Annotated in this window: 20 protein-coding genes and 1 tRNA gene; 12 read left to right on the forward strand and 9 right to left on the reverse strand. The window is 60.8% G+C overall.

The window, feature by feature from the left end; all coding sequences use genetic code 11:
* A partial coding sequence (locus ACR0J1_RS17320) for a hypothetical protein (RefSeq protein WP_480733952.1) occupies positions 1-196 on the forward strand: 196 nt, incomplete at its 5' end.
* Between the two features lie 88 nt (positions 197-284).
* Here the strand turns inward: ACR0J1_RS17320 and msrQ are convergent.
* Both msrQ and msrP read right to left on the reverse strand, forming a co-directional pair.
* Entirely contained in the window at positions 285-899 is a 615-nt protein-coding gene (gene msrQ / locus ACR0J1_RS17325) for a protein-methionine-sulfoxide reductase heme-binding subunit MsrQ (RefSeq protein ID WP_480733953.1), read from the reverse strand.
* A gap of 4 nt (positions 900-903) precedes the next feature.
* Positions 904-1,806 (reverse strand): protein-methionine-sulfoxide reductase catalytic subunit MsrP, encoded by a 903-nt coding sequence (gene msrP / locus ACR0J1_RS17330; protein ID WP_480733954.1) that lies wholly within the window; start codon positions 1,804-1,806, stop codon positions 904-906.
* A gap of 312 nt (positions 1,807-2,118) precedes the next feature.
* On the opposite strand from msrP, the gene ACR0J1_RS17335 reads away from it, so the two are divergent.
* Positions 2,119-2,643: a DUF4142 domain-containing protein gene (locus tag ACR0J1_RS17335; RefSeq protein WP_480733955.1), complete on the forward strand. Its 525-nt coding sequence runs from the start codon at positions 2,119-2,121 to the stop codon at positions 2,641-2,643.
* Positions 2,643-2,984: a cupredoxin domain-containing protein gene (locus tag ACR0J1_RS17340; protein WP_480733956.1), complete on the forward strand. Its 342-nt coding sequence runs from the start codon at positions 2,643-2,645 to the stop codon at positions 2,982-2,984. The genes ACR0J1_RS17335 and ACR0J1_RS17340 overlap by 1 nt, the downstream gene beginning before the upstream one ends.
* 24 nt (positions 2,985-3,008) lie before the next feature.
* On the opposite strand, the gene ACR0J1_RS17345 is transcribed toward ACR0J1_RS17340, so the two are convergent.
* Together ACR0J1_RS17345 and ACR0J1_RS17350 are read right to left on the reverse strand one after the other, a co-directional pair.
* Positions 3,009-4,202, reverse strand: a complete 1,194-nt coding sequence (locus tag ACR0J1_RS17345; protein ID WP_480733957.1) for an MFS transporter — start codon at positions 4,200-4,202, stop codon at positions 3,009-3,011.
* Positions 4,203-4,281: 79 nt separating this feature from the next.
* Positions 4,282-4,494, reverse strand: coding sequence for a hypothetical protein (locus ACR0J1_RS17350; RefSeq protein ID WP_480733958.1), 213 nt, complete (start codon positions 4,492-4,494; stop codon positions 4,282-4,284).
* On the opposite strand from ACR0J1_RS17350, the gene ACR0J1_RS17355 reads away from it, so the two are divergent.
* The 3 genes from ACR0J1_RS17355 to ACR0J1_RS17365 all read left to right on the forward strand — a co-directional run bounded on the left by ACR0J1_RS17355 (position 4,493) and on the right by ACR0J1_RS17365 (position 6,275).
* On the forward strand, positions 4,493-4,894 hold the full coding sequence (locus ACR0J1_RS17355) for a DM13 domain-containing protein (RefSeq protein ID WP_480733959.1): 402 nt from the start codon (positions 4,493-4,495) through the stop codon (positions 4,892-4,894). The genes ACR0J1_RS17350 and ACR0J1_RS17355 overlap by 2 nt on opposite strands.
* 82 nt (positions 4,895-4,976) lie before the next feature.
* Positions 4,977-5,357, forward strand: coding sequence for a hypothetical protein (locus tag ACR0J1_RS17360; protein WP_480733960.1), 381 nt, complete (start codon positions 4,977-4,979; stop codon positions 5,355-5,357).
* A gap of 99 nt (positions 5,358-5,456) precedes the next feature.
* The gene (locus tag ACR0J1_RS17365) at positions 5,457-6,275 is read left to right on the forward strand and encodes a DUF2189 domain-containing protein (RefSeq protein WP_480733961.1); all 819 of its coding nucleotides are present in this window, start codon (positions 5,457-5,459) and stop codon (positions 6,273-6,275) included.
* Positions 6,276-6,280: 5 nt separating this feature from the next.
* Here the strand turns inward: ACR0J1_RS17365 and ACR0J1_RS17370 are convergent, their stop codons facing one another.
* A complete protein-coding gene (locus ACR0J1_RS17370) occupies positions 6,281-6,529 on the reverse strand; it encodes a hypothetical protein (protein ID WP_480733962.1) in 249 nt (82 codons plus the stop codon).
* Positions 6,530-6,745: 216 nt separating this feature from the next.
* Positions 6,746-9,364 (reverse strand): ATP-dependent chaperone ClpB, encoded by a 2,619-nt coding sequence (gene clpB / locus ACR0J1_RS17375; RefSeq protein ID WP_480733963.1) that lies wholly within the window; start codon positions 9,362-9,364, stop codon positions 6,746-6,748.
* Positions 9,365-9,571: 207 nt separating this feature from the next.
* Between clpB and ACR0J1_RS17380 the strand changes: the two genes are divergently transcribed.
* Entirely contained in the window at positions 9,572-10,138 is a 567-nt protein-coding gene (locus tag ACR0J1_RS17380) for an isopropylmalate isomerase (RefSeq protein ID WP_480733964.1), read from the forward strand.
* Here ACR0J1_RS17380 and ACR0J1_RS17385 read toward each other — a convergent pair.
* Positions 10,135-10,455: a hypothetical protein gene (locus ACR0J1_RS17385; RefSeq protein ID WP_480733965.1), complete on the reverse strand. Its 321-nt coding sequence runs from the start codon at positions 10,453-10,455 to the stop codon at positions 10,135-10,137. The two genes, ACR0J1_RS17380 and ACR0J1_RS17385, sit on opposite strands and share 4 nt — an antisense overlap.
* Positions 10,456-10,591: 136 nt before the next feature.
* Here ACR0J1_RS17385 and pyrF point away from each other — a divergent pair, with 136 nt between their 5' ends.
* Complete coding sequence (gene pyrF, locus ACR0J1_RS17390; RefSeq protein ID WP_480733966.1) at positions 10,592-11,311, forward strand: orotidine-5'-phosphate decarboxylase; 720 nt, start codon at positions 10,592-10,594, stop codon at positions 11,309-11,311.
* A 394-nt stretch (positions 11,312-11,705) separates the two neighbouring features.
* The gene (locus tag ACR0J1_RS17395) at positions 11,706-12,959 is read left to right on the forward strand and encodes a DNA polymerase IV (RefSeq protein ID WP_480733967.1); all 1,254 of its coding nucleotides are present in this window, start codon (positions 11,706-11,708) and stop codon (positions 12,957-12,959) included.
* Between the two features lie 11 nt (positions 12,960-12,970).
* Here the strand turns inward: ACR0J1_RS17395 and ACR0J1_RS17400 are convergent, their stop codons facing one another.
* Complete coding sequence (locus ACR0J1_RS17400; protein WP_480733968.1) at positions 12,971-13,834, reverse strand: N-formylglutamate amidohydrolase; 864 nt, start codon at positions 13,832-13,834, stop codon at positions 12,971-12,973.
* Positions 13,835-13,984: 150 nt separating this feature from the next.
* Between ACR0J1_RS17400 and ACR0J1_RS17405 the strand changes: the two genes are divergently transcribed.
* Together ACR0J1_RS17405 and ykgO are read left to right on the forward strand one after the other, a co-directional pair.
* Positions 13,985-14,059 (forward strand) — tRNA-Val (locus ACR0J1_RS17405).
* 91 nt (positions 14,060-14,150) lie between these two features.
* Positions 14,151-14,276, forward strand: a complete 126-nt coding sequence (gene ykgO / locus ACR0J1_RS17410) for a type B 50S ribosomal protein L36 (RefSeq protein WP_008755722.1) — start codon at positions 14,151-14,153, stop codon at positions 14,274-14,276.
* A 69-nt stretch (positions 14,277-14,345) separates the two neighbouring features.
* Here the strand turns inward: ykgO and ACR0J1_RS17415 are convergent, their stop codons facing one another.
* On the reverse strand, positions 14,346-14,843 hold the full coding sequence (locus tag ACR0J1_RS17415; RefSeq protein WP_480733969.1) for a ClbS/DfsB family four-helix bundle protein: 498 nt from the start codon (positions 14,841-14,843) through the stop codon (positions 14,346-14,348).
* A 270-nt stretch (positions 14,844-15,113) separates the two neighbouring features.
* Here ACR0J1_RS17415 and ACR0J1_RS17420 point away from each other — a divergent pair, with 270 nt between their 5' ends.
* Entirely contained in the window at positions 15,114-16,130 is a 1,017-nt protein-coding gene (locus ACR0J1_RS17420) for a Fe(3+) ABC transporter substrate-binding protein (RefSeq protein WP_480733970.1), read from the forward strand.
* The last annotated feature ends 64 nt before the right edge of the window (positions 16,131-16,194 follow it).

Genomic DNA, 16,194 nt, shown 5'->3' on the forward strand with positions numbered 1-16,194 from the left:
CCGATGCGTCTCAACCGTCTCTCCGGTCCGTCCCCGCCGTCTCCAGCGTCCCAACAACAACCTCAGCTGCGCCGGTGAAGGGCGTTCTAAGTATATCGTCGGGAAGCCGCAAGCGGAAAAAACGAAAATTGGCGAAAAAACTCTGTTTTTCGGTTTTCATATTATAAATCAAAATCTTAAAAGGTCACCACTATGATCCATCTCTCAATTAGCAGCATTTTTGGCGACCAAATTGCGCAGCGGATGGCTTATTCACACGGTTACCGACAGACTCGGCTACGGGGTCAGGCGGAATCGGCTTGTCGGGACCGAAACAGAGTGACTGGCATAGGCAGGCGCAGGGATAGCAAGCCCAGAATGATCGCCAGATAGATCAGCGGCTCGATCTGAAAGCCCTTTGCCAGCATCACGTAATGCAAGCCCCCCAGAAACGCGGCCACATATGTGAGGCGATGGACCTTGCGCCATCGGGATCCCAGACGGCGAACCGACCAGTTGTTCGAGGTGACCGCCAGCGGCAGCAGCAGGGCGAACCCGGCCATCCCTACTGTGATATAAGGCCGTTTGACGATGTCGGCCCAGATTTGGCTGGGGACTTGTACGTCCAATACCAGCCAGACCAGCAAATGCAGCGATACATATGCGAAGGTCAGCACACCTATGGCGCGGCGGAACTTCATCAGGTTCAGCCCGGTAAAGCGCCGCAACGGCGAAATCGCCAGACCTAGAATCAGAAGCTGCAAGGCCAGTTCACCGAACTGATGTTCCAGCGCTTCGATAGGCTCGACACCGAGGCCGCCGGTCAGGCCCAGATAGAACAGCCACGGTGCGGGCAACGCGCCCAGCACGTAAACGATCCAGACAGGGACCCGGCGCAGGATGTCATTGAGGCGTTGCATGGTCTCAGTAGTTTTTCGCCAAATCCAAGCCCTCGTAAAGACTGGCGACCTCGTCTTCATAGCCGTTGAACATCAGCGTCGGCACGCGTTTGGCGAACAGGCCGCCGCCGATCATGCGCTCGGAGGCCTGCGACCAGCGTGGGTGATCCACGTTGGGGTTCACATTGCTGTAGAAACCGTACTCCCGCGGGCCCGCCATGTTCCAACTGGTCGGGGGCTGCGTGTCCGTCAGGGTAATACGCACGATGGATTTGATGGACTTGAACCCATATTTCCAAGGCACAACCAGACGCAAAGGGGCACCGTTCTGGTTCGGGATCGTCTTGCCATAGATACCGGTCGCGATAAGGGTCAGCGGATGCATCGCCTCGTCCAGGCGCAGCCCCTCGCGATAGGGCCATTCCAGCACAGGATAGGCAACGCCGGGCATTTCATCGGGACGATAGGCGGTCTCGAAGGCGACATATTTCGCACCTTCCTGCACACCCGCCATGTTCAAAAGGTCAGCCAGTTCAAACCCGTTCCAAGGCACGACCATCGACCACGCTTCGACACAGCGAAAGCGATAGATGCGTTCTTCGATGGTCATTTCGGACAGAATGTCCTTGAAATCATAGTCTCCGGGGCGATCGACCAGCCCGTCGATGGTGACGCTCCAGGGTTCGGTCACCAGCGTATGCGCGTATTTCGCAGGGTCATCCTTGCGGGTGCCGAACTCGTAATAGTTGTTGTACGAGGTGATCTCTTCCCACGTGTTCGGCTCGGGCGTTTCCGCCGCCGCACCGGGTCGCGCCAGACCCGCCAGCCCCACACCTGCCAGCCCGGCCATCACCTGCCGCCGGTTCAGAAACGCCGCCCTTGGGGTGACGTCGGCATGTGTCAAAGTGTTGGTCCAGCGGTGCGCCATGTAAGTCTCCGTAAACAGTCTACCTCGGTCTAGAGGTAGTCCGCTCATAACACAGGGCCAAGGAAACGGGCGTCACGATTGAGCGACGGGATTGTAACGTAAACCGCGAATTGTTCGATTTGTACCACCGCCCGGCGGCGGATCTTCCGAATTGTACAATTCTGAAACCACCGATCCAGCGGGTTCAGGGGCTGCTTTTCCGTTCTGCGTTCCGGACGATCTGAGTCAGATTCTGAACGCCCCGGTCTGGGCTCAATCCCGGGAACGACAATACTGAAGACTTCATGAATGCCTTCCGAGGAGTTTCCCAAAATGCACAGATTGATCTCTGCCCTTGCCGTTGCCGTTGCCATGACGGGCGCGCAGGCCTCTGCCCAGGAACTTGCCGATATGAGCGATCTGGAATACGCCCATATCGCCTATACCGCCGACAATATCGACATCCGTTATGCGCATCTGGCGCTGGCCCTGTCCGAAAACCCCGACATCCACGAATTCGCCAACACCATGATCCGCGACCATACGGCGGTGAACGCCGCAGCACTTGGGCTGCTGGAAAAGCTGGGGGCCACCGCGCAGGACAATGCGTTCAGCCAGACCCTGAACGAAAACGCCGAAAAGATCATCGACAACCTGTCGCAACTGCGCGGGGCCGAGTTTGACGCCGCTTATGCCGCCAACGAACTGGCCTATCACCAGGCGGTGAACGAGCTGGTCGAGAACACCATGATCCCCAATATCGACAATGCCGAGGTGAAGGCGCTGTTCGAACAGGGGCTTGAGATCTTCAAGGCGCATGAGGGTCATGCCGAGGTGATGGTCGAGTCGCTGAACTGATGCGGCGCGCGATCTCACGCCGGACGGCTTTGGGCGGCGCGGTGGCTTGGGTCACCGCCCTGCCCCTTGGCGCGCGCGCGGCTGACGGCCCGAAGGTGCATGAGGTGGCGATCAAACGCTTTACCTATGAGCCCGCGCTGATCGAGGCGCGGGTCGGAGACACCATCCGCTGGACCAATCAGGACATTGCCCCGCATACCGCCTCGGCCAATGATCTGAGCTGGGATACGCAAGAGCTGAAACAGGGCGAAAGCGCCGAGATCACCGTCGAGGCCGGGATGGAGCCCACCTATTTCTGCGTGTTCCACCCGCATATGGCCGGGGCGATCCGGATCATCTGACGCCTGCGCAGGGGGGGCAAAGACCTATCCCGCCACCCTTCGCGGCCAGCCCCAACGCGCAGGATAGGCCAAAAACAATGCGGCCGACACGTTAACAACCGCCGCGAGTATGAAGACCGCGGTCAGATTGCCTGTATCGCTGAGCCACCCGGAAAATATGATGACGGGTGGCATACCAATCTTGAAAATCGCACCTGTCAGCCCCGCAACACGCCCCATATGCTGCGCTGCCGTGCTTTCCTGACGATATGACCAAACTCCGATGGCGAAGAAAAGGGACAGCGCGCCCTCGAAAAAGCTGAGCGTGCAGACGATCCAGAACGGCCAGTTCCCGATCAACGCCAGATACAGCGCTGCGAGCCCGAAAATTGGCCAAAAGAATGCCGCGCGATATCCCCAATACCTGCGCGCAGGCGCAGCGACGCGCGATGCGGCGATGGCCCCTATCCCGGCCGAGGCCAGTACAAGGCCGATCTGGAATTCGTCGTACACGGCGATGGTTTTGAGCTTGAGTATCAACGCGGTGGAAAAGGCGCCCTCGGCTGCATTTGTCAGCACGATAACCACGGTCATGCAGACCAGTTCGCGATTGGCCCACAGCACATGAACCCCCTCGTTCAACGACCGCCAAAAGGGCAAGGGCGGCGGCAGTGTTTCATCGGGGGACAGGGTGAACGACAAAAGCGCTCCGACCGCCATCAGGCTTGTCGCGGCCAGCATGACGCCCGTGTGACCAAGGTGCAGTAGCGCAAAGCCGGCAACAGCCGGTCCGGCGGTCGATATCGTTGCAAACACAGTCGATGTAAGGGCGGTGGCATCCGACAGTTGGGGTTCATCGACGGTCAGCCGAATGAGCGCCATCTGAGCATTGCCCGTTGCGTAGGCCAGACCATTGAGGGCGATCATGAAGGCAACCAGCGCCGGGATCGACAACAGGTCAGAGAGTGCCGCGACAGACAGCAAGGCGACACTTACGAACAGAGCTGCGGTGTAGCCCCGGAAGGCCGGTCCTTTGCGCAGCCGGTCGTTAACGACGCCGATGAAGACGGCGAACAGGATGTTCGGCACAAAACCCGCGCCCTTGATCAATGCAAGGCTGGTTCCGGTTCCGGCCATCTCAAGCGCCAGCAGGGGCAGAGTAAATGAAAGCGTCGCCTGAACGATGGCAATGATACCAATGATGCCAAGCGCGCGCATGAAAGCCGGGGTATAACCCATGCCGTTAACCACTCCCATACGAGAATTTGTTTGATAAGCTGGGCGCTTCTTTCTCAGCACCCGCGTCTGAAATCTCTTGTTACAGCATCTCTACAGCACCGACCTGAGCGTTTGTAGCCTGAAAACCGAGTGTGGCTGCAAACGCATCGGTGAGAGTTGGGCTCCATCCTTCCCAAACCCACCACCCCATTTGTTTCAGAATCTCAAATTCCTTTGACGCGATGTGAGTTGGCAGCGGCCCTTTAGTCTGCGCAGCATCTTTCATGCCATCATCAGACAGGACATTCGTCATGACACTTAAACGCCGTCACTTTGTGAAGCTGGGGCTTGCGTCGGCCGCCGCGCTTTCGCTGGGAGCGCCTGCCGCCTTTGCCGGGGACAAGAAACGCACCGGCAGCCTGTCGGGCCGTCGTGGCTATAACGTCAAGGGCACGGTGACCGTGACCGGCGATACCGTTACGCTGCAGGGCGATTATGTCTTTGACCCGGCCAAGAACCCGCCCGATATCAAGATCGGGTTCGGCAATGGTGAAAGCTATGCCCAAGGGTCCAAGATTCACGACAAGCTGACCGTCAAGAAGGGCGAGGCGTCGTTCAAGATCCCCGCCGGGATCGACACCTCGAAATACAACGAGCTTTATATTTACTGTGAGCAGTTTACGGTGATTTTGGCGGTCGCACCGCTGAGCTAGGTTATCGGTCGCAGAATCTGGAAAGCCGCCCGCCGATGTGGGCGGTTTTTTGCATTCAGGGCCCGGCAAAGCGGGGGCAGAGATGTACCGTCAGGATTCCTTTTTCGATTTGACCGGCTGGGGACAGGTGGGGCTTGCCGCGCTGAGCCTTGGTCTTTTTGTCCTGATGGTGGGTCTTGCACGACGGCTGCGGCGCCGCTGGCCGCTTTGGGCGCGGGTCTTGGGGGGCCTTGCCCTGTTCTGGCTGTTCGTGTGGCTGTCGCCGCAGGTCTATTACAGCTATTACCGCATGATCATCCCCGACCTGCCGCTTCAATGGGTGATCTGGCCCCCGCGCGAGCCGTTCAGGCCGTTGCAGATGCTGGTCTTCTCATACCGCCCCACGCTGAGCGCCCATGGGCAGGGGATACTGGGCTGGGCCATCCTGCTGGCCGCCGCCCTGCCCCGCAGGCAGGCGCGATAGGCGCTTGGCGGGGGCCTTGCTCTTATGCTGTGGCTGCTGCAGATTTACCTATATGGCCATCTCAGCGCCGGGGGGCCATGCATTCGGGAGGGCTGCGCCATGACATCCACGACCTCAGGTCCGCCACAGCCGGACAACCTGACGCCGCAGCAACCGGCCATGCCCGAGGTCAACCGGATCAGCGCCGAGGATATCTCGGCGGCGCTAAAGGCCGGGTTTGCCGATTTTCTGGCCCGCCCGGTGCTGAGCGGGTTTTTCGGCCTCTTCTACGCGATCTTCGGCATCCTGTTTGTCTGGTGTCTGGTCTGGCTTGGCAAGATCTGGATGATCATTCCCGCAGTGGTGGGCTTTCCGCTGGTTGCACCGTTTGCGGCTGCGGGGCTTTATGAGATGTCCCGGCGGCTGCAGGCCGGGACGCCTTTTGGCTGGGCCGACATCCTGACCGTCATGGCCGATCAGCGCAAACGCGAGATGGGCTGGATGGCCTTTGTCACCCTGTTCATTTTCTGGGTGTGGGTCTACCAGATCCGGCTGTGGCTGGCGATCATCCTGCAGAACGCCTCGTTCTCGGATTTTGACGGGTTTCTGAACACCGTGTTTTTCACGCCGCAGGGCTGGGCCTTTCTGGCAGTTGGCACCTGCGTCGGCGCGTTCCTGTCGGCGGTGCTGTTTTCGGTCACTGTGATCGCCATGCCGATGCTGCTGGACCGCGAGACGAATTTCGTGTCGGCCATGCTGACCTCGCTGCGGGTCGTGGCGGAAAGTCCGGTGGTCATGCTGGGTTGGGCGGCGATCATCTCGGTCACCATGCTGCTGTCGCTGGTTCCGGCGTTTCTGGGCCTGATTTTCACCCTGCCGATCCTTGGCCACACCACATGGCACCTGTATCAGCGGGCCGTGCAGCCCGCCGGGGAATGACCGCCCTAACCCTTGGGCGCTGAAAACCGCGACTGTGCCGGGATAATTCGGACCGATTGCGCGCCATCCTGATGTTCGCAAACATAAATCATGTGCGAGGCGCGGGCCGCGTCACCGGTGCGGATGAGGTCCACGAAATATGCGCCGCCCGCAGCAGTGCAGCTGGTTTTCCAGGTGGTGATGGCCTGTTCCTCGGTCATTGACCAGCACAGGCCCGGCGCGAGGATCAGCGCCGGAAAAAGAAGATGTTTCATACTCGTTACCCGTCCAGAACGCCCAAAACGCGGCGTTGTTCACTTGTTACAGGACCCAATTCTGCCGAACATCATGGCAAATTGGTGGCCCAATTCGGAAATCGCGCCGATTGCGGGTAAAGTTTAAGTGAGGCGGGCCGCGTGCCCCCGTCTGATCACGCGCTGCTGCAAAATAAAGACCCGCCGGGTTGGCGGGTCTTTTTCGGGGCTTGCGCGTTAGTGGACGACCGCATCATCCGGGCGTGGTCTTTCAGACGTGCCCAGCCGGTCGCCGATGATCAACCCCTCGGCCCCGGCGGTGACCGGAACGGTCTCGCCGTCCTTGATCTCACCCCCCAGCAGCGCCTCGGCCAGAGGGTTCTGCAGAGCGCGCTGGATCACGCGCTTGAGCGGGCGGGCACCGAAGACCGGGTCATAGCCTTCGTCGGCCAGCCATTCCTTGGCACCATCGTCCAGCGCAAGCTCGATCTTGCGGGCGGCCAGACGTTTTTGCAGGCGTGCCATCTGGATATCTACGATGCCATCCATATCGGCCCGCTTGAGGCGGTCGAAGATGATGGTCTCGTCCAGACGGTTCAGGAATTCGGGCCGGAAATGCGCCCGGACCGCATCCATCACATCCCGCCGCGCCTGCGCGCTGTCCGCGCCTTCGGGCAGTTGGCTAAGCGCCTGAGACCCGAGGTTTGACGTCAGGATGATCAGCGTCTGCTTGAAATCCACGGTGCGGCCCTGACCATCGGTCAGTACGCCGTCGTCCAGAACCTGCAGCAGCACGTTGAACACATCCGGATGCGCCTTTTCGACCTCGTCAAACAGCACGACCTGATAGGGCCTGCGCCGCACGGCCTCGGTCAACACACCGCCTTCGTCATAGCCGACATAGCCCGGAGGGGCCCCGATAAGACGGGCCACCGCGTGTTTCTCCATGAACTCGGACATATCGATGCGCACCATCGCGTTATCGTCGTCGAACAGGAAGTTCGCCACGGCCTTGGTCAGCTCAGTTTTCCCCACGCCGGTCGGGCCGAGGAACAGGAACGAACCCAGCGGGCGGTTCTCGTCATTCAGACCAGCCCGCGCACGGCGCACGGCGTTGGCAACGGCGGTCACCGCTGCATCCTGTCCGATCACGCGGGAATGCAGATCATCTTCCATCCGCAGCAGCTTCTCACGCTCACCTTCCAGCATTTTCGAGGTCGGGATGCCCGTCCAGCGTTCGACCACGGAGGCGATCTGCTCCGGACGCACCGTTTCCTCGGCCATCATGGCGTTACTTTCGTTGTTTTCAGCCTCGGTCAGCTTTTTCTCAAGCTCGGGGATGACGCCATAGGAGAGTTCCCCCGCTTTCGCCAGATTGCCTTCGCGCTTGGCGATCTCCAGATCGGCCCGCGCTTTGTCGAGCTGTTCTTTCAGATCACGCGCACCGGCCAGCTTGTCACGTTCGGCCTGCCATTGGGCGGTCATCTCGGCGGATTGTTCCTGCAGGTCGGCCAGATCCTTTTGCAGGGTTTCCAGACGGTCCTTGGAAGCCGCGTCATCTTCCAGCTTGAGCGCTTCTTCCTCGATCTGCATTTGCAGGATCTGGCGATCCAACTGATCGAGTTCTTCCGGCTTGGAGTCCACCTCCATCCGCAGACGCGACGCGGCCTCATCGACCAAATCGATGGCTTTGTCGGGCAGGAACCGGTCGGTGATATAGCGATGCGAGAGCGTCGCCGCCGACACCAGCGCCGAGTCGGAAATCCGCACACCGTGGTGCAGCTCGTACTTTTCCTTGATGCCGCGCAGGATGCTGATCGTGTCCTCGACGGTCGGCTCAGCGATGACAACGGGCTGGAACCGGCGTGCAAGAGCTGCGTCTTTTTCGACGTATTTGCGGTACTCATCCAGCGTTGTCGCGCCGATACAATGCAACTCACCCCGGGCAAGCGCTGGCTTGATCAGGTTGGCGGCATCCATCGCGCCGTCGGATTTACCAGCGCCAACCAGCGTGTGCATCTCGTCGATGAACAGGATGATCTCACCGGCGGCTTCGGTGACCTCGGTCAGAACCGCCTTGAGGCGTTCTTCGAACTCACCGCGGTATTTCGCACCAGCGATCAGCGCGCCCATATCCAACGCAAGCAGCTTCTTGTCCTTCAGCGATTCAGGCACGTCGCCGTTGACGATGCGCAGGGCCATGCCTTCCGCGATCGCGGTTTTACCAACGCCGGGTTCCCCGATCAGAACCGGGTTGTTCTTGGTCCGGCGCGACAGAACCTGCATCGAGCGGCGGATTTCCTCGTCCCGCCCGATGATCGGATCGATTTTGCCCTCAGCCGCAGCCTCGGTCAGGTCGCGCGCGTATTTCTTAAGCGCATCATAGCCTTCTTCCGCCGACGCGCTGTCAGCGGTGCGGCCCTTACGGATATCGTTGATCGCTTCGTTCAGTTTCTGGGCGGAGACAGCCCCGGCCTCCAAAGCGTCTTTGGCTTTGGATTTCACCATGCACAGCGCCATCAGCACCCGCTCGACCGGCACAAAGCTGTCGCCCGCTTTGGTGGCGATCTTGGCGGCCTCGTCCAGAACTTTGGCGGTCTGGCCGTCCATGTAAATTTGGCTGGCGTCGCCGCTAACCTTGGGAATCTTGCCCATCGCGGCATCCAGCGCTTCAACCACCCGGTTCGGCGCGCCGCCTGCGCGGGTGATCAGGTTGCTCGCCAGCCCCTGATCGTCATCCATCAATGCCTTGAGTATATGTGTGGGCTCCAATCTTTGGTGCCCTTCGCGCAGCGCAATGGTCTGCGCGGCCTGCACGAATCCCCGTGCCCGCTCGGTGAACTTGTTCAAGTCCATAGCATTCTCCTTTTCTTAAGCGCCCTGTTGTGATGCGCCCGCTTGGCGGCGCGCTTCGGTCTGGGCCTCACATTCAATTTGGGTAATATCGGCGTGTATTCAAGACTGTGCGGTCACAATAGCACAACCGCCATTCCGCCCTTGCAATATCGCCGCGATTTGCCACAAACCAATGAGATCGAACCGGTTTTCTAGGGCTGCTTTGCGATGATCTCAGTTGATGACCTGCGCCGCTGCGTGGCGGACCAGTGGTCGCCCGTCATTGGCGACCCTAGCGTGATGGGGTGGCTGACGGTGGTGGCCTATGGGGTCGCGGCGGTTTTGTGTTTCCGGGCGGCGCGTGCGCCCACGGGCCGCACGGTGCGCTGGTTTTGGCTCATCCTGTCGCTGTTGCTGGTGGCGCTGATGGTCAACAAGCAGCTTGACCTGCAATCGGCGCTGACCGCCGCCGGGCGCTGCCTGTCGCGGATGCAGGGCTGGTACGAGGATCGCCGGGTGGTGCAGTTGGGCTTTATTCTGGCGGTGATGGCCTCGGGGCTTCTAGTCGCCATGATCAGCCTGTGGGCGTTGCGCCGTCATCTGGGTCAGGTCGGCGTGGCGCTGATCGGGTTCATTCTGCTGATCTGCTTTGTGCTGATCCGCGCCGCCGGCTTCCACCAGTTCGACGCGCTGCTGCGGGCCGAAATCCTGTCGGTCCGCATCAACTGGTTGTTGGAGCTGTCGGGCATCGCCCTGATCGCGCTGAATGCCGCGTGGGTTGCCCGGCGGGTTTAGCCGCGCGGGATGGAATAGACGGAATAACCTCCGGTCTCGGCCATTTTGCGGGCGTCATACATCTGAACCAGCGATTGCTCGGCGCTGCTGCCGGTGGGGCACGAGACCAGATCGGCGGTGTGATCGAGGAAGTCGATGGTAAAGGCGCTTTCGCCGGTCAGCTGGCACCAGTCATCTTCGGACCGGTAACCGCCCGACAGCGGCAGATTGTCGTTGGTCGGCGCCGGGGCGGCGCTTGTTTCGGGCGGATCGCTTTGGGGGGCATCGTCGCAGGCGGCCAGCATCAGGGCTGCGCCGATCACAAATATCTTCTTCATCACTGTGTCCCTTGTTTTGAATGCCGCCAGCATAACATAGCGGCGGAAATTATGCGTGACCTGCGTCACCCAGATGGACAGCGCGCGCGGAACCCGTTAGGACGCAGACGTTTGCCAAAAAACAGGAGCTTTCCCCATGTCCGATGATCGCCTGATCGTAGCCCTCGATGTTCCCAACGCCCTGCAGGGGCTGGCCATGGCCGAGCGGCTGGGGGATGCCGTATCCTTCTACAAGATCGGGCTGGGGATGCTGACGGGCGGCGGGCTGGCTTTGGCCAATGAGCTGAAACAGGATCACGGCAAGCGCATCTTTCTGGACATGAAGCTGTTCGACATCGGCAACACGGTGGAAAACGCCGTGCGCGGGTTGGCGCAGTTCGATCTGGATTTCCTGACCGTGCATGGCGACCCGCATGTGGTGCGCGCGGCCAAGGAAGGGGCTGCGGGCAAGGACCTGAAGATACTGGCGGTGACCATCCTGACCTCGCTGAACCGCGACGATCTGGATGCCAGCCTGCTAAAGACGGGCGACGTACAGGAACTGGTGGTCGAACGCGCGGCAAAGGCGTTCGAGGCCGGGGCCGATGGCGTCATCGCCAGCCCGCAAGAGGCCGCACTGATCCGCGCCCTGCCTCAGGCCCAGGGCCGTCTGATCGTCACCCCCGGCGTGCGCCCGGCGGGAGCCGACCTAGGGGATCAAAAGCGGGTGGCGACACCTGCCAATGCGGTTGCAAACGGGGTCGATCATGTGGTCGTCGGACGCCCTATTTACCGCGCCGAAGACCCAAAAGCTGCGGCAATGGCTATCTTGAACGAACTGTCATCGCCACAGGCAGCGAGGCCAAACCGTGGCTAGTGGAGGGCTTCTTGCGGTGTTAAATTCTTTGACACGGGCCTGATCGGCCACCGGGAATCGGCCGAATTCACAGCAGAAGTGGGTTGCAAGCAGTTGACCTTGGGTCAATTTTCGCGATTTCCGCGCCAAATTGCCCCTGTGCCCGAAAATACACATGAAATATGCGAGTTCCGCGGCACCGCGCTTGCGCCTATCCAGAGCGATGATTTTGCGCGAGTCTTGGGGCAAGACACTCCCCAACGGGCCGTCTCTTCCTGAGGCCCGTTACCTTTCCCCCCGCCGATGCGGGGGGTTTTCTTGTCGAAAAACCGCGCCCTGCCCTGCCCCGTTTGTGGCGCAGGTCTTGAGGTTGATATAAGACGAGCATTGAACCGAACCGAAAGCGGGAAACGGAATGCCGGGTCTTTGCCGGGACTGCCTGACCATCCTGAATGATGAACGGCGCTGCCCGTCCTGCGGCAGCCCGCGGGTGAAATCGCATCCCGAACTGTTTGATCTGACCATCGCGCATATGGATTGCGATGCGTTCTATGCGTCGGTCGAAAAGCGTGACAATCCCGATCTGGCGGACAAGCCGGTGATCATCGGCGGCGGCAAGCGCGGCGTGGTGTCGACGGCTTGTTATGTGGCGCGCATCCGGGGCGTGCGCTCGGCCATGCCGATGTTCAAGGCGCTGGCCTTGTGTCCTGACGCCGTGGTGATCCGGCCACGCATGTCGGTTTATGCCAGCGTCTCGCGCGAGATCCGGGCGATGATGGACGAGCTGACACCGGATGTGGAGCCGCTGTCGCTGGATGAGGCGTTCATGGACTTGTCGGGCACCCAGCGCCTGCACGGCGCGCCGCCTGCGGTGATGCTGGCGCGGCTGGTGAAACGGATGAAGGATGAGCTGGGGCTGACCGGCTCGATCGGGCTGAGCCATAACAAGTTTCTGGCCAAGGTCGCCTCGGATCTGGACAAGCCGCGCGGGTTTTCGGTGATCGGTCAGGCCGAGACGGCCGAGTTTCTGCAGGGCAAGCCGGTGCGCCTGATCTGGGGCATCGGCCCGGCGGCGCAGGAAACGCTGGAACGGGCGGGGATTCGCACCTTCAGCGACCTGCTGCGCTGGGATCAGGAGGCGCTGACGGCGCGGTTCGGGTCGATGGGTTACCGGCTGTGGCATCTGGCGCGGGGGCAGGACAAGCGGCGTGTCTCGGCCCATACACCGATGAAGTCGATCAGCAACGAGACCACGTTTTTCGAAGACACCGCCAGCACCGATGTTCTGGACGGCCATATCTGGCGGTTGTCCGAGAAGGTGGCCGACCGGGCCAAGGCCCGCGGGCTGGCTGGGCGGGTGGTGACGCTGAAGCTGAAGCGGGCCAATCACAAGATCATCACGCGGCGGGTGTCGTTGCGCGATGCGACCCAGATCGCCGACCGGATTTACCGCACCGCGCGCAACCTGTTCGATCAGGTGGGCGATCAGGGACCCTATCGCCTGCTGGGCTGCGGCTTGTCCGATCTGTGCCCCGAGGATCAGGCCGATATCTCGGGTGATCTGCTGGACCCCGGCGCATCGCAGCGGTCGCAGGCGGAACGCGCCACCGATGAAATCCGGCGGCGGTTTGGGACGGATGCGATCGTGAAGGGGCGCGCGCTGCGCTGATCTATTGTGATCTATTCGGCAGCCAGCTGCTGCGGCTCGGACCCGATGGCGGCGATATCCGCCGTCACCTGCGCCAGCAGATCGCGGAAGGCCTGAAAATTGCCGTTGGGCTGGATCGTATCCTCGTCCATGTAAAGCGAACGGTCGATCTCGATCTGGATGGCGTGCTGATGGCGGGCGGGGCGGCCATAGGTCTGGGTCACATAAGCCCCGGCAAAAGGCGTGTTGCGCACCACGTTCAGGCCCGCCGCGGCAAAGGCCGCTTCGACCTGATCCACGATCACCCCCGAGGCTGAGGCCCCGAACCGGTCACCCAGCACGATCTCGGGCCGGGCGCTGCGGGCCATCGAGACCGCCTCGTGCGGCATCGAGTGGCAATCGATCAGGATCGCCTGCCCGAACGCCTCATGCGATTCGGCGAGCAGGGATTTGAGCCGCTGATGATAGGGCCGCCAATAGGTGTCGATGCGCAGCCGCGCCTCGTCCATGGTCAGCTTGCCGTTATAGATCGCGCGCCCGTTGGCCACGACGCGGGGAATGACACCCAGACCCGAGGCAACGCGCGGGTTGTGCCCATAGCGGCGCGCCCCGGCGATCAGCGCCGGGTCCAGCTCGTCTGCGCTGCGGTTGAGGTCCAGATAGGCGCGTGGCATGGCGGCCGCCAGCAGCGGGGCGCCGAAGGTCGACACAGAATCAAACAGCTGATCGACATAGGCATCCTCGGAGGACCGAATCGCGTTGCGGCTGAGAACCGACCGCTGCAACAGCGACGCAGGATAGGTCCGGCCGCTATGGGGCGAGGCAAACACCACGCAGGACGTGCGCCGGGCGGGCATGTCCAGTATATAGGCGGTGTTGGACGCGGGCTTGGGCATGGGCTCTCCATTCGTTCGCATTGAACATAGACCGGAAAATAGTTCTTCCAAACCCCTTGATCCCCCCAACGACTCCTTTTATAGACCCCGCTACCGGCGCGGGGTTCCGCGCCCCATTTCGTTATGGGGTTCGTCTTGCGTCGGTTTCATGGGCGGTTAGCTCAGCGGTAGAGCACTTCGTTGACATCGAAGGGGTCACAAGTTCGATCCTTGTACCGCCCACCATGAATTCACTGTTCCGGTTCTCCGGGACACCCGAGAAACCCAGGCGCTGGCCACGTCTTTGATGAAGGCGCCGCAGATTGGAGACAGACCCATGAAGGTCAAGAACTCGCTCCGCTCGCTCAAGAACCGGCACCGTGATTGCCGTATTGTGCGTCGCAAAGGCCGCGTCTACGTGATCAACAAGACGCAGCGCAAGTTCAAAGCGCGCCAGGGCTGAGATCAGCCCATACCGATTAGAAAACCGCGCCTTCGGGTGCGGTTTTTTTTATGCACGTGGCAGGCGGCCCTATCCGGTTTCGCTGCGGATGACCGACCGCAGGTATTTCGAGGCCGAGCGGAAATGGCTGGGCCCTGCCGCCTCGGCCCAGCGCCCCGGGGTCCAGGCGTTGTTGGCGCCCTTCATGGGACCGCCATAAAGCTCATGCTCGGACCGGGCTTCCATGAAATCCATCAGCTTGTGATAGGCTTGGTCCAGAAATCCCACCGCCTCGGGCCAGCCCATGTCGGACTGCCGCTGCCGCAGATCGGCGTTATAGCGTTTGAGGTCGTTCCATTTGTAGCCCTCGGCCGGGAAATGCACCGTCTTGCCCTGCTGCCCGTCGTGGTACCAACCCAGAAACAGGTCAATCCAATGGGCCCGGTGCGCGATGACATCCTTGATCGAGGTGTCCTCGTCCCGCTTTTTCAGGGCGGTGAACTGATCCAGACTTTCGATGAGACCCGCCAGCTTGTCGTATTCCTTGCGGGTGATCGCGATCAGGTCCGGTTTCGTGTGCGCTGGCATATCTGTGCCTCCTTTCCCGGGCGCGAGCATAATCCGCACCGGCACATCAGGTCGTTGCGATGGGTCAAAATCTTCGCGACGGGGCCGCCAGGGGCCTGAAACTTTGAAAGTTTCAGGGGCGGTTTCTTTTCAAGAAACCGGTCTGCTCTGCGGTAGCGACGTTTTGACCGACTAAATTTGTCGGAATTACTTGCATCCTGCGGGGAATCGTTTAATTGACCAAATCAGTCGGGTTATGACCCGCAGCGTATTCTAATGTTGGGACACATCATGCTGAAATCCTCTACCTGTATCGCCGCCGCCCTGACGGCCCTGATCGCCACCTCGGCCGCCGCCGAAGGCGAACTGAACCTCTATTCCTCGCGCCACTACGACACCGACGAGCGTCTGTATTCCGATTTCGAAGAGGCCACCGGCATCACCATCAACCGCATTGAAGGCAAGGCCGACGAGCTGATCGCGCGGATGGAGGCCGAGGGTGCGAACTCGCCCGCCGACATCCTGCTGACCGTCGATACCTCGCGTCTGGCGCGGGCCAAGAACGCGGGCATCCTGCAGCCGATCGACAGCGCTGTTCTGGAAGAGCGTATCCCCGCCAACCTGCAAGATGAAGACAACCAGTGGTATGGTTTCTCGCAGCGCGCACGGATCATCTTCTTTGACAAGGCCGACGTGGCGAACGCGCCCGCGACCTATCTGGATCTGGCCAAACCCGAATACAAAGGCCTGGTCTGCATCCGCTCGTCCAGCAACACCTATAACCAGACGCTGCTGGCCTCGATCATCACCAACCATGGGGCTGAGGCTGCCAAGACTTGGGCCGAGGGCGTGGTTGCCAACATGGCGCGTGATCCGCAGGGTGGCGATACCGATCAGCTGCGCGGCATCGTGTCGGGGGAATGTGAGATCGCCGTCTCGAACTCATACTACTTCGCCCGCGCGCTGCGCAAAGACGTCAAAGGCCTGAGTGCCGAGATCGACATGATCGGTGTACAGTTCCCGGCGCAGGATGCTGAGGGTGCGCATATGAACCTGTCGGGGGCCGGCGTCGCCGCCAATGCGCCGAACAAGGACAACGCGATCAAGTTCCTGGAGTATCTGGCCAGCGATCAGGCGCAGGTCTATTTCTCGAACGGCAATGACGAATTCCCCGCCGTCGAGGGTGTGGCACTTGCCGAAAACGTCGCCTCTCTGGGTGCCTTCAAAGCCGACGAAGTGAACCTGTCCGAGGTCGCCAAGAACATCCCCGAGGCGCAGAAAATCTTTAACGAAGTTGGCTGGAAGTAAACTCCATCCCCTTCGGGCAGTCGAAAGAGCGCGGCACAGGCTGCGCTCTTTTTTCGTTTGCAGT

This window comes from Ruegeria sp. CJ3, from assembly GCF_056536725.1.

Coding starts and splice junctions, on each gene's coding strand:
- msrQ (WP_480733953.1), bottom strand. CDS start 899: ATGCAACGCCTCAATGACATCCTGCGCCGGGTCCCTGTCTGGATCGTT.
- msrP (WP_480733954.1), bottom strand. CDS start 1,806: ATGGCGCACCGCTGGACCAACACTTTGACACATGCCGACGTCACCCCA.
- ACR0J1_RS17335 (WP_480733955.1), top strand. CDS start 2,119: ATGCACAGATTGATCTCTGCCCTTGCCGTTGCCGTTGCCATGACGGGC.
- ACR0J1_RS17340 (WP_480733956.1), top strand. CDS start 2,643: ATGCGGCGCGCGATCTCACGCCGGACGGCTTTGGGCGGCGCGGTGGCT.
- ACR0J1_RS17345 (WP_480733957.1), bottom strand. CDS start 4,202: ATGGGTTATACCCCGGCTTTCATGCGCGCGCTTGGCATCATTGGTATC.
- ACR0J1_RS17355 (WP_480733959.1), top strand. CDS start 4,493: ATGACACTTAAACGCCGTCACTTTGTGAAGCTGGGGCTTGCGTCGGCC.
- ACR0J1_RS17350 (WP_480733958.1), bottom strand. CDS start 4,494: ATGACGAATGTCCTGTCTGATGATGGCATGAAAGATGCTGCGCAGACT.
- ACR0J1_RS17360 (WP_480733960.1), top strand. CDS start 4,977: ATGTACCGTCAGGATTCCTTTTTCGATTTGACCGGCTGGGGACAGGTG.
- ACR0J1_RS17365 (WP_480733961.1), top strand. CDS start 5,457: ATGACATCCACGACCTCAGGTCCGCCACAGCCGGACAACCTGACGCCG.
- ACR0J1_RS17370 (WP_480733962.1), bottom strand. CDS start 6,529: ATGAAACATCTTCTTTTTCCGGCGCTGATCCTCGCGCCGGGCCTGTGC.
- clpB (WP_480733963.1), bottom strand. CDS start 9,364: ATGGACTTGAACAAGTTCACCGAGCGGGCACGGGGATTCGTGCAGGCC.
- ACR0J1_RS17380 (WP_480733964.1), top strand. CDS start 9,572: ATGATCTCAGTTGATGACCTGCGCCGCTGCGTGGCGGACCAGTGGTCG.
- ACR0J1_RS17385 (WP_480733965.1), bottom strand. CDS start 10,455: ATGAAGAAGATATTTGTGATCGGCGCAGCCCTGATGCTGGCCGCCTGC.
- pyrF (WP_480733966.1), top strand. CDS start 10,592: ATGTCCGATGATCGCCTGATCGTAGCCCTCGATGTTCCCAACGCCCTG.
- ACR0J1_RS17395 (WP_480733967.1), top strand. CDS start 11,706: ATGCCGGGTCTTTGCCGGGACTGCCTGACCATCCTGAATGATGAACGG.
- ACR0J1_RS17400 (WP_480733968.1), bottom strand. CDS start 13,834: ATGCCCAAGCCCGCGTCCAACACCGCCTATATACTGGACATGCCCGCC.
- ykgO (WP_008755722.1), top strand. CDS start 14,151: ATGAAGGTCAAGAACTCGCTCCGCTCGCTCAAGAACCGGCACCGTGAT.
- ACR0J1_RS17415 (WP_480733969.1), bottom strand. CDS start 14,843: ATGCCAGCGCACACGAAACCGGACCTGATCGCGATCACCCGCAAGGAA.
- ACR0J1_RS17420 (WP_480733970.1), top strand. CDS start 15,114: ATGCTGAAATCCTCTACCTGTATCGCCGCCGCCCTGACGGCCCTGATC.